This window comes from Pseudomonas sp. MWU13-2105, from assembly GCF_023242315.1.
In the GTDB taxonomy this organism is placed as follows: domain Bacteria; phylum Pseudomonadota; class Gammaproteobacteria; order Pseudomonadales; family Pseudomonadaceae; genus Aquipseudomonas.
Genome location: NZ_JALLIY010000017.1, coordinates 47,293 through 58,753, shown reverse-complemented (window position 1 = coordinate 58,753; position 11,461 = coordinate 47,293). Strand labels below are relative to the sequence as shown.

The 11,461-nt window shown below is 63.9% G+C and carries 10 protein-coding genes; 5 read left to right on the top strand and 5 right to left on the bottom strand.

The genetic code is table 11. The annotated features are described in order from the left end of the window. The first annotated feature begins 164 nt into the window (after positions 1–164). A complete protein-coding gene (locus M5B96_RS23580) occupies positions 165–353 on the top strand; it encodes a DUF2892 domain-containing protein (protein WP_248799406.1) in 189 nt (62 codons plus the stop codon). Between the two features lie 89 nt (positions 354–442). Here the strand turns inward: M5B96_RS23580 and hrpB are convergent, their stop codons facing one another. Then, positions 443–2,977 carry an ATP-dependent helicase HrpB gene (gene hrpB, locus M5B96_RS23575; protein ID WP_248799405.1) on the bottom strand — a complete coding sequence of 845 codons (2,535 nt, stop codon included), beginning with the start codon at positions 2,975–2,977 and terminating at the stop codon, positions 443–445. Between the two features lie 519 nt (positions 2,978–3,496). Here hrpB and M5B96_RS23570 point away from each other — a divergent pair. Together M5B96_RS23570 and M5B96_RS23565 are read left to right on the top strand one after the other, a co-directional pair. Further along, positions 3,497–3,916 (top strand): polyribonucleotide nucleotidyltransferase, encoded by a 420-nt coding sequence (locus tag M5B96_RS23570; protein ID WP_248799404.1) that lies wholly within the window; start codon positions 3,497–3,499, stop codon positions 3,914–3,916. Positions 3,917–3,949: 33 nt separating this feature from the next. Continuing rightward, complete coding sequence (locus M5B96_RS23565) at positions 3,950–4,840, top strand: cation diffusion facilitator family transporter (protein WP_248799403.1); 891 nt, start codon at positions 3,950–3,952, stop codon at positions 4,838–4,840. A 4-nt stretch (positions 4,841–4,844) separates the two neighbouring features. On the opposite strand, the gene M5B96_RS23560 is transcribed toward M5B96_RS23565, so the two are convergent. Next, entirely contained in the window at positions 4,845–5,996 is a 1,152-nt protein-coding gene (locus tag M5B96_RS23560; protein WP_248799402.1) for a DUF6515 family protein, read from the bottom strand. 456 nt (positions 5,997–6,452) lie between these two features. Between M5B96_RS23560 and M5B96_RS23555 the strand changes: the two genes are divergently transcribed. Continuing rightward, positions 6,453–6,932 carry an Lrp/AsnC family transcriptional regulator gene (locus M5B96_RS23555; RefSeq protein ID WP_042934386.1) on the top strand — a complete coding sequence of 160 codons (480 nt, stop codon included), beginning with the start codon at positions 6,453–6,455 and terminating at the stop codon, positions 6,930–6,932. A 157-nt stretch (positions 6,933–7,089) separates the two neighbouring features. Continuing rightward, positions 7,090–7,299, top strand: coding sequence for a DUF2788 domain-containing protein (locus tag M5B96_RS23550; protein ID WP_191486313.1), 210 nt, complete (start codon positions 7,090–7,092; stop codon positions 7,297–7,299). A 12-nt stretch (positions 7,300–7,311) separates the two neighbouring features. Here M5B96_RS23550 and M5B96_RS23545 read toward each other — a convergent pair whose 3' ends face one another. The 3 genes from M5B96_RS23545 to M5B96_RS23535 all read right to left on the bottom strand — a co-directional run bounded on the left by M5B96_RS23545 (position 7,312) and on the right by M5B96_RS23535 (position 11,446). After that, positions 7,312–7,944, bottom strand: coding sequence for a pseudouridine synthase (locus tag M5B96_RS23545; RefSeq protein ID WP_248799401.1), 633 nt, complete (start codon positions 7,942–7,944; stop codon positions 7,312–7,314). Positions 7,945–8,182: 238 nt separating this feature from the next. Continuing rightward, positions 8,183–9,655: an AMP nucleosidase gene (gene amn / locus M5B96_RS23540; protein ID WP_248799400.1), complete on the bottom strand. Its 1,473-nt coding sequence runs from the start codon at positions 9,653–9,655 to the stop codon at positions 8,183–8,185. A 141-nt stretch (positions 9,656–9,796) separates the two neighbouring features. Then, positions 9,797–11,446: an acyl-CoA dehydrogenase family protein gene (locus M5B96_RS23535; RefSeq protein ID WP_248799399.1), complete on the bottom strand. Its 1,650-nt coding sequence runs from the start codon at positions 11,444–11,446 to the stop codon at positions 9,797–9,799. Positions 11,447–11,461: the final 15 nt, after the last annotated feature.

Below are 11,461 nucleotides of genomic sequence, written 5' to 3'. Positions count from 1 at the left end.
AATCAATGGAGTTTGTCCTATGTCATCTGCCAGGACTTGAATGGGGTCAAACTGACGTTGTTCATCGCCGGGCGGCACTATCGCGTGGCTGTTGCTCACGCGGCTCGGCATCTTGCTGTTTACTGCGCTGGAGACCCGGCGCAGCCATTGATCGGGAGGTCGCCATGAAAGCAAACCTTGGAACCATTGACCGGAGTCTGCGCATCGCCGTTGGCCTGCTGCTCATTGGCCTCAGTCTGTCCGGTGTGATCGGCTTGTGGGGCTGGATCGGCCTGGTACCCTTGGCCACTGGCGTTTTCAGTTTCTGCCCGGTCTATACCCTGCTAGGCATCCGAACCTGCAAACGCAGCTGAGAGAGAAGCGTTGCGGGCGCCTGGGGCGCCCGTGACCGCTCAGGCGACGCGGCGCTGATCCGGTTCTTCGGACAGGATGGCTCAAGCCATTATATTTTCCGCGGTTTCACTCTGGCGGTCGCCTCAGCCACCAAGGGATCATCCGGCCAATAATGCTTGGGATACCTCCCCTTCAGATCCTTCTTCACTTCGGCATAGGTACTGCGCCAGAAGTTCGCCAGGTCCTGGGTCACCTGCACCGGACGGCGAGCCGGCGACAGCAGGTGCAACTTCACCACCTGGCGACCGCCGGCAATCCGCGGTGTCTCGGCCAGGCCGAACAACTCCTGCAGGCGCACCGCCAGGATCGGCGGCTGCTCGCTGTAGTCCAGGCGGATCGACGAACCCGACGGCACGTTCAGATGGTGCGGTGCCAACTCCTCCAGACGCTGCGGCAACGGCCAGGGCAACAGGCTGTGAAGGATCCCGGCCAGTTCCAGATTGGCGAAATGACTGAGCCGCGAGACCCGCCCCAGATACGGTTTGAGCCACTGTTCCAGGGTCGCCAGCAAAGTCTTGTCGCTGACATCCGGCCATTCGCTCTTTCCCGGTCCGTCCAGGTCCAGCTGGCGTAACAAGGCCACCCGCGCCTGCCATTGGCGCAGCTCCGGGGTCCAGGGCAACAATTCCAGGCCCTTGCGTCGGACCAGGTTGACCAGCGCCTGGCTGCGCGCCGCCTCGTCCAACCCGGTCAAGGGTTCGCGAGCGAGGATCAGTTCGCCGACCTTGCGCTGGCGCTCGGCCCGCAACACGCCTTCGCGCTCGTCCCAGTCGAGTTGGTCGAGCGTGCTCACCTGCTCGGCCAGCACCGTATCGAACAGGCCAGGATCGAACTCCGCCGCCAGGTAGATACGCTCTTCACGCTGGCCCTGCCGGCTGCCCAGGTCGGCCACCACCAGCCAGGGCTGTTTCATCAGGCTATCGGTTTCGCTGAACAAGGCCGCCCGACCGTTGGCCAGTCGATACTCCGCGCTGCCCTCGCGGCGCTGTTGCGCGACCCGATCCGGATACGCCAGGGCCAACAGGGCTCCCAACCAGCGCGGATGATCCGGGTCGGTCACCGGGGTACTCGCCGCACCGCGCAAATAGCCGCGATACTGCCGCGCCAGTTGCCGTGCACGCTGCACACCGCCCTGGGCACCACGTGCCGCCCGTTCCTCACCCGCCAGCAAGGCCAAGCGCGTGTGCAGGTCGGCTCCGCCACCGCGCTGGATATCCCGCTCACCCAGCAGTGCAGCGACATCACAGGCCATCGACGCCAGCCCCAGCGCCTGGCCGCGCAACAACAGATGGGCGATACGCGGATGCGCCGGCAACTCGGCCATGGCCTGACCGTGATTCGTCAATGCGTACTCGGCGCCTGTCTTGCCAACCAACGCCCCAAGCCGCTGCAACAGCTCCTGTGCCTGGGCATAGGCGGCGGCGGGCGGCGCGTCCATCCAGACCAACTCGCCGGGCGCCACGCCCCAGCGCGCCAGTTGCAAGGCCAGCCCGGCGAGGTCCGCCTGGAGAATTTCCGCACTGCCGTAGGCCGCCAACTGCTCATGCTGGGCCTCGGACCACAGCCGATAACACACCCCCGGTTCCAGCCGTCCGGCACGGCCCGCGCGCTGGGTGGCGCTGGCCCGGGAGATACGCTGGGTATCGAGACGGGTCATGCCGCTGCCGGGATCGAAGCGCGGCACCCGCGCCAGCCCGGCGTCGATCACCACCCGCACGCCATTGATGGTCAGGCTGGTTTCCGCGATGTTGGTGGCCAGCACCACCTTGCGCTTGCCGGCCGGCGCCGGTTCGATGGCCGCGCGCTGCGCCGAGAGATCCAGTTCACCATGCAGCGGGCACAGCAGCACATCGGCCCGTGCGCCCAAGCTCTCTTCCAATTGCTGATGCACACGACGGATCTCCGCCTGCCCCGGCAGGAACACCAGCAGGCTGCCGTGTTCGGCATCCAGCGCCTCGTGCACCGTCTGCACCACCCGTGGTTCGATAAATTCGCCGGGTTGAAAGGCCCGGCCCCAGCGCAGGCTCACCGGGAACATGCGCCCTTCGCTGCGCACCACCGGCGCGTCGTCCAGCAGCCCGGCCAGGCGTTCGCCTTCCAGCGTGGCGGACATCAGCAGGATCTTCAGCGGCTGCTCGTCGCGAAACATCTGACGGCCATTGAGGCTCAAGGCCAGGGCCAGGTCGGCATCCAGACTGCGTTCGTGGAATTCGTCGAAGATCACCAGACCGACGCCCTCAAGGGCCGGGTCATCATTCAGGCGACGGGAGAGAATGCCTTCGGTGACCACTTCGATGCGCGTCTTCGGGCCGACCCGGCTTTCCAGGCGGATGCGATAGCCGACGGTTTCGCCGACCTTTTCCCCCAGTTCGCTGGCCAGCCGCTCGGCCGCCGCCCGGGCCGCCAGGCGCCGGGGTTCGAGCATCAGGATGGTTTGCCCGGCCAGCCACGGCTCGTTCAGCAGCGCCAACGGCACCCGCGTGGTCTTGCCGGCACCGGGCGGCGCTTCCAGTACCGCCTCATGGCGTTCGCTCAAGGCCTGGCGCAACGCCGGTAATACTTCATCAATCGGCAACGAATTCATGGTGGCTCCCAGGCTGACCGTGAATTATACGGCGAACCCGACCGGCCTCCCAAGCTAAAGGGCACGCGGCTCAGACCTTGAAGTGCGCAATCAGCCGATGCAGCTCCCGGGGCATGCCCGCCACTTCATCGCAGACATGCACGGTATTGCGCGCCTCGTTGGCGTTGCTCTCGCTCCACGCGCGAATTTCCAGAGGGCAGCCAGGTCCAGGGCGGCGATCAGCTGAGATGCGTCGATCCTGGTGGCCAGAGGCCCCGCAGCAGTTGGAGGCTTTGCACGAATGATTGAAGATTGGCGACATTCAGCGGCCATGCGCGAAAGCCTTGTCGAACACCTTGATCAGCGCTTGACCCGGTGCCGGGTACAAAGCCGGCAATACTTCATCAAGCAGCAACGCATTCAGGGTGGCTCCCAAGCAAAGAGCCGGGTATAACGGCGAACTGCCCGGTCTTAATCGTGGTCTTAACAACTGATCCAGACGCGGCCCCAGTGGCTTCACGTTTCCTTCAGGAGATATCCATGCGTATTGCTTCCCGTGTTATCGGCACCGTTCTGGCTGCTACCCTGCTGACCCAACTGAGCGCTTGTGGCTCGATTTTCTACCCGGACCGTCGCGGTCAGATCGAAGGGCGGATCGACCCGCTGATCGCCGGCCTCGATGCCATCGGCATCCTGTTCTTCGTCATCCCCGGCCTGGTGGCGTTCGGCATCGACTTCGCCACCGGCGCCATCTACCTGCCCCATGGCAAGACCGCGCAGATCGCCCCGGAAAAACTCCACGAGGCTATTACCGCCGATGGCCAGGTCGACAAGCTCAAGTTGCAGGCGATTCTCCAGAGCGAACTGCACCAGACCCTGCCGCTGAACGACCCACGCCTGATCCAGCAAAAAGGCAACCTGCAACAGTTGGCGATGTACAATCTGCGTCCCGCGGCCTGAGTCTGGGACCACTGAACGAGGATCGCCGCGCTCATGACCAGCAGCCCGGAACACGCCCGCCTGTTACGCCTGGCTACCCGGGCGTCGATGGCGGTGGCCTGCACCCTGATCGTGACCAAGGCCATCGCCTGGTGGCTGAGCGGCTCGGTGAGCATGCTCGCGGGCTTGACCGATTCGCTGCTCGACGGCGTCACCTCGTTTCTCAATCTGCTGGCGGTGTACTACGCGCTGCGTCCGGCCGATAACGATCACCGTTACGGGCACGGCAAGGCCGAATCCCTGTCGGGCATGGCCCAGGCGCTGTTCATTTCGGTGAGTGCGGTGCTGATCGCGATCCAGGCGTTCGAGCGCCTGAAAAACCCGGAGCCGATCGGCGCGCCGTGGATCGGTATCGGGGTGATCGTGCTGTCGCTGATCCTGACCGCCGGGTTGCTGCTGTTGCAGCACAAGGTGGTCCGCGCGACCGGCTCCACCGCCGTGCGCGCCGACTCCCTGCACTACCGCTCGGACCTGCTGCTCAACGGCAGCATCCTGCTGGCGCTGGTGCTCGCGGGTTTCGGCTGGCCGCAGGTGGACGCCTGGTTCGGCCTGGGAATCTCGGTCTATATCCTCTGGAGTGCGATCCAGATCGGCCGCGAAAGCTTCGCCGTGCTGATGGACGAGGAGTTGTCGCCGAACATCAGCCAGCACATGCTGGAGCTGGCCTGTAGCGTGCCCGGGGTGCTGGGCGCCCATGACCTGCGCACGCGGATCTCCGGCAACCGCTGGTTCGTGCAGTTGCACCTGGAGCTGCCGGGAGAGTTGACCTTGTCGGTGGCCCACGGCCTGAGTGACCAGGCCGCCGATGCCATCCATGCCGCCTACCCGCAGGCCGAGGTGCTGGTGCACGCCGACCCGCGGGAAGTGCTGAAGCCGCGCCGATGAGCGCTTAGTAGTTGACCTGGTAACCGCGACTGCTCAGGCAGTTGCCCTGGGCCTGGCGGTAGGCCTGGACCACCGCCGGTGCCGGTGCGTAGGTCACGTTGGCCGGATCGAAGCCACTTTGCTGCACCGCCCAGCGATAGCAATCCTCACCATCCTGCTGGACCTGCTGCGGGCTCTGGCCGTTGGCCGGATACGCCACCACATCGTAGCCATTGCCTTGCGGCTCGGGCGCCACCTGCGGCGCCGCGGCCGGCGGATCGACCACCACGTAGTCCTGGGTATCTTCCTGGTAGAGGTAATAGGCGCCGGCGGCGAGGAAAAACAGCGAGCCACCGATCCAGACTTCCCGCGCATAGTCGGGCAGGTAGGAGGTGCGAATCCCTCGTGGCGGAGCGACCACTATGTAACGTGGCCCCTGCGGGCGATACCAGTAACCACCGGAGAAAAAATAGTCCTGGCCACGATAAGGCACACGCCAATTGCGCTCGGGGAAACGGTCGACCACGTAGCCGGGCCGATATTGCGGACCAGGCCCCCAACCGTTGCCGTGGCCATCGGGACGCCCCGGCCAGCGACGATCGTCGTGGTGCTCGAAGTTGCCACCGGGACGGTTGTTATTGTTGCCGCCCTGCCAGTTCGGGTTGTTGCCGTTGCGCCGCGGGATATCGGAATAGTTGCCACGCAACGGCTCCTGGGTCTGGCGTACGCTGTCCGGGTGAGGCTGGATCGGCAGGTTGTTCTGTGGTGCCGGACGCGGCGCCTGATTCGGCTCGTTCTGCGGTGGACGGCCTTGCCATTGGCCGCCGGGGTTCTGGTCGTGCCGCTCGAAATGCTGATTGTTTTCCGGACGAACCTGAGGCGCAGGCGCAGGAACAGGCGGACGCGGTGCCTGGGGGTGGACTTCGGGAGCTTGTGGCCGCGGAGCCGGGGCCGGGGGGCGGACTTCCGGCGCTTGTGGCCGTGGAGCCGGGGCCGGCGGCGGCGGACGCGGTTGATTGTTTTGCGGACGCCCCTCGTTGCCTCCCGGACGACCTTCAGGGCGATGTTCACCCTCATGTTTCTGATTATCTTCACCCTGGTTTTCTGCCAGCGCTTGCGCACCAACACTCATACAGAGCAAGCCAACACCTGCCAGACGCCAGATGCGCGATTTCATTCCATTCCTCACTGCGGTTCAGGGCTTAACCATAAGACTGGGAAAGCGGATTCCGGTTCTATGACACTCTACCAGCCGCGCAACTTATTTTTCGCCCATTAAAAAAGGGAGACCCGTCGGCCTCCCCTTGAGAACTTCGTCCGTGCTCGACGCTTTTGACGCCGGCTCACCTCACACCGTCTTCTGGACAGCGTGTAGCCCGGTGGCCGGCGCAACCCTGTGGGATTGTCGGCCGCGGCTGGCCTGATTCGGCGGGCCGCAGTGGACTGGGGTGTCTGTCTCGAATGTGAACGTGCTTGCGAGACAGGACACTTGTCCGGGCAGTGATTCTGGTGATAAGCATAGGCTCGTAGCTGCGGCACAGGATTGCGAACATTGCTCAAATAAACATGACTTGCGCAATTTTTGACTTCAGATAGATAATTTGCCGCAATAGTTCTTGGAAAGGCCCTGACGATGAGCAAACTCGACCGATACGACCTGAGCATTCTGGCGGAATTGCAGCGCGATGCCCGTATCTCCAACCAGGAGCTGGCCGAGCGCATCGGCCTGTCGCCGTCGCCCTGTTCGCGGCGGGTCAAGCAGTTGGAGGACGACGGTTATATCTCCCGCCAGGTGGCCTTGCTCGACCGCAAGATGCTCGGCCTGAGCCTGACCGCCTATGTGCTGATCGGCATGGACCGGCATACACCGGAGCGCTTCGAAAACTTCGAGGCAGCGATCCGCACCCTGCCGCAGGTGCTGGAGTGCAGCCTGGTGACGGGGATGGACGCCGACTACCAGTTGAAAGTGGTGGTGCCGGACATGGATCACTATCAGAAACTGTTGCTGGGGCACCTGACGCGCATCGAAGGAGTGACCAGCGTGCGCTCCAGCTTTGTGCTGAACCAGGTACTCAACAGCACGGAGTTGCCATTGACCCATTTGCGCAACTGATCGCTACGGCCGCGATCAGCTGTAGGAGTAGAGCGTGCTCGGCTCCTACGGGCCCGCGGTTGACCGATAGAGTGCTTTATTGCCCGAGATCAGATGCGCTACCGCCAGTGGCGTATAATCGGACGGCTTTCACCCCGCTGGCGCTTGAGAGGTTTCGATGGATCCTGCTGTTTTCGAAGAATGGATGATGACCGGCCTAGTCAGCATCCTGATTATTTTCATGGGCTTTATCGTCTGGGACCTGGCGAAAAAATCCAAGGCCGGGCGCTTCGGCACCTTTATCCTGTTCTTCGTCCTGGGACTGGGCATTTTCGCGTTTGTGGTCAAGAGCGTGGTGATCGGACTGATCGAGTCCGGGTCGCTGTAAAACCGCGGCCCGCTACAAGCGCGCCGGCACTTCCCGCCACTGACCTTGATCCAGGCCGTCCAGGGTCCAATCGCCGATGCGCACTCGCACCAGGCGTAAGGTTGGCAATCCCACCGCCGCCGTCATGCGTCGAACCTGGCGGTTACGCCCCTCGCGAATGATCAACTCCAGCCAACCAGTGGGAATGCTCTGGCGAAACCGCACCGGCGGGTTGCGCGGCCAGAGCTCGGGCTCGTCGATCTGCCGCGCCTGGGCGGGCAGGGTCATGCCGTCGTTCAACTCCACGCCCTTTTGCAACCGTTCGATCTGCTCGGCGTTCGGCACACCCTCGACCTGCACCCAATAGGTTTTCGCCAGCTTGTGCCTGGGGTCGGCGATGCGCGCCTGGAGTTGGCCGTCATTGGTCAGCAACAGCAGGCCCTCGCTGTCGCGGTCGAGCCGACCGGCGGGGTAGACGCCGGCCACGTCGATAAAATCCTTGAGGGTCGCGCGCCCTTCGCCATCGCTGAACTGCGTCAGCACATCGAAGGGTTTGTTGAACAGGAGCAGCCTGGGTTCGGCCGGCGGGGCCTTGGCAACCCGACGCGGCGCGACAGGAGCTTTCGCGGCCGAACGGCGCGCAACGGGACGGGGTGGACGAGACATGGCAAGGAGGACATCTGGGGATCAGGAGCCGCCATGCTAGGGCGTGCCGGCCATTATTTCCAGAAGCGCGTCCACAGACTCATTGGCTACTACCTTCTCAAGGCCGCCAAAAGCTTCGCGGGCAAGCTCCGCTCCCACATTAGTTTCGTGTCGTACACAAAACTTGTGATCGGCATCCAACTGTGGGAGCGGAGCTTGCCCGCGAATAGGCCCTCAAGATCGCTAAAAATCCGCCCCCTTAGCGGAACGGCGGCTCGTCAAAACTGCGCAGCTTGCGCGAGTGCAGCGAATGCAGCTCGGTACGCAGCAGGTCCACCGCCGCGATGCCGATCTTCAAATGCTGGCTGACGGCGCGCTCATAGAACGCGTTCGCCGAGCCCGGCAGCTTGATTTCACTGTGCAACGGTTTGTCCGAAACACAGAGCAAGGTGCCATACGGTACCCGCAGGCGATAACCCTGGGCCGCGATGGTGCCACTTTCCATATCCACGGCCACGGCGCGGGACAGGTTGATCAACGGCCGCTCCTGGGCCCAGCGCAGCTCCCAGTTGCGGTCGTCGTAGGTCAGCACGGTGCCGGTGCGCAGACGCTTCTTCAAATCATCGCCACGTTCGCCGGTGACGTTCGCCGCGGCCTGCTGCAAGGCCATCTGCACTTCGGCCAGGGCCGGGATCGGGATATTCGGCGGCACCACCCGGTCGAGAATCCCGTCGCGGCGCATATATGCGTGGGCCAGCACGTAATCGCCGATGGTCTGGGATTGGCGCAGGCCGCCGCAGTGGCCGATCATCAGCCAGCAGTGCGGACGCAGCACCGCCAGGTGGTCGGTGATGTTCTTCGCGTTGGACGGGCCGACACCGATATTCACCAGGGTCACGCCATGGCCATCGGCCGCCTGCAGGTGGTAGGCCGGCATCTGGTAGCGGTGCCAGACCACCCCGGCGGCCACGGCCTGGGCCTCGCCGTAGTCCATGCTCTGGTCGATGATCACGTTGCCCGGCAACACCATGCGCACGAAACGCGGATCATCACGCAGCTGTTGCAGGCCATGCAGGATGAACTGGTCGACATAGCGGTGGTAGTTGGTCAGCAGGATCCAGGGTTGTACATGGCGCCAGTCGCTGCCGGTGTAATGCACCAGGCGGCGCAGGGAGAAATCCACCCGGGCGGCGTCGAACAGGGCCAGGGGCCAGGGCGAGGTGTTTTCCCAGTCGTGCAGGCCGTCGGCGATGTCATCGGTGGCGGCCGACAGGTCGGTGCTGGGGAACACCCGCGCCAGGGCCGAAGCGGTAACGCCGGAGCCGGCCAGTTCATCGCCCTGCTCGACTACGTAAGGGTACGGGATGTTCTGTTCGCTGACGCCCACTTCCACTGTCACGGTGAAGTCGCGCATCAGCGGCACCAGTTGTTCCAGCAGGTATTTGCGGAACGCCGCCGGGTGGGTGACGGTGACGCTGTAGGTGCCCGGCAACTGGACCTTGGCGTAGGCCCGGGTGGTAGCCGGGACTTCACCCTGGTAGGTGTAGGTCAGGCGCAATTCGGGGTAGCGGAACAGGGCACGTTGCCCGGCGTCGGGTTCGACGCGGTCCTTGAGGTAACGCTTGAGCGCCTGGCTCAGGGCGCTGGTGGCTCGCTCGTGGAGTTCGGCCAGACGGTCCACGGCTTGTTCGGGGGATTGCACGACAATAAAAGCTTCGGTCACGGAGAGCATCCTGTCTTCTGATGTTGCAGACCTTCATCTTGCCTGCAACATCGTCGGACGGGAACAGCGGGTTATAGTTCACCGCCACAACCCGGTGGCGAGCGGGCTTGCCACAATATCCGGGCAAACTCTCAAATATCCGGGCGTCCCTCAGAAACCCCGCGGCGTCGAGCGGGCAACAATCGCCTCGACATTCACCCCACGAGGCAAGGTGCCGTAGACCCGCCCCCCGGCCTCCAGCCGACTGGCGATAAAGCCGTCGCTGACCTCGGCATTGCCGGCCTCCAGCAGTAACTTGGCCTGCAATGCCAGGGCGATGTCCTCGGTCAGTTGCCGGGCGCGGTACTGGATATCGTGGGTGTCGGTAAACGCCAGCTTCAATTGCTCGATATGCCGGGCCAGGCGCTTGTCGCCATGGCCGTCGCCCAATTCGCTGAACAGCACTTCAAGGACGCCCGGCTCCTTGGACAACGAACGCAGCACATCCAGGCACTGCACGTTCCCCGAACCTTCCCAGGTCGAGTTGACCGGTGCCTCGCGGTACAGTCGCGGCAAGATGCTGTCCTCCACATACCCGGCGCCGCCCATGCACTCGGCGGCCTCGTTGATCATTGCCGGGGCGCGCTTGCAGATCCAGTATTTGCCCACCGCCGTCACCAGCCGGGCGAACTTCGCTTCATGCTCATCCCCCAGGCGATCCAGCGCCCGGCCCATGCGCAAGCTCAAGGCCAATGCCGCCTCGCTCTCCAGCGCCAGGTCGGCCAGCACATTCTGCATCAGTGGCTGCTCGCTGAGCACACGGCCACCGACCAATCGATGGGCACAATGATGGCTGGCCTGGGTCAGCGCCTGGCGCATCAAGGCACTGGAGCCGACCATACAATCGAAACGGGTCATCGCCACCATCTCGATAATGGTTGGCACGCCACGCCCTTCCTCGCCGATCATCCAGGCCAGGGCGCCACGGAACTCCACCTCGCTCGAGGCGTTGGAGCAATTGCCCAGTTTGTTTTTCAAGCGCTGGATATAGAACTGGTTGCGGCTGTCATCCGGGCGGTGCCGCGGCAGCAGGAAACAGGTCAGGCCCTTGTCGGTCTGGGCCAGGGTCAGGAAAGCGTCGCACATCGGCGCCGAGCAGAACCATTTGTGCCCCACCAGTTCGTAAGGCTGCCCCGGGCCACCGACACCGACGGGATAAGCCCGGGTGGTGTTGGCGCGCACATCGGTACCGCCCTGCTTCTCGGTCATGGCCATGCCGATGGTCGCCCCGGTTTTATGGGCGATGCCGATATTGCGCGGATCGTAGTGGCTACTGAGGATGCTCGGCAGCCATTGATCGGCGATATCCGGCTGCAGGCGCAAGGCCGGTACGCAGGCGAAAGTCATGGTCAACGGGCAACCGGTGCCGGCTTCGGCCTGGCTGTGCAGGTAGGTCATGGCGGCGCGGGCGACATGGGCGCCGTCCTGCGGGTCGGTCCAGGGCAACGATGGCAGGCCGTGCTCGACGGCGGTGCGCATCAGTTCGTGATAGGCCGGGTGGAACTCCACCAGGTCCTGGCGATGTCCATAGCGGTCATGGCTGACAAACACCGGCTTGTTCTGGTTGGCGAGAAAACCCGCCTCCATCAGCGGCCCGCCGGCCAGTGCACCATAGGCCTCGATCCGCGACTCGGCCCAGGCGGCGCCGAAACGCCGAACCCACTCTTGCAGCGGCAGGTCGATACGATAGAGGTTGGTCCCGTCCAGCGCCGGCGGCTGGTTGGTGACCTCATGGGTTTCGGCGTATTGATGGAGGTTCATATCGGGCTCCTTTGA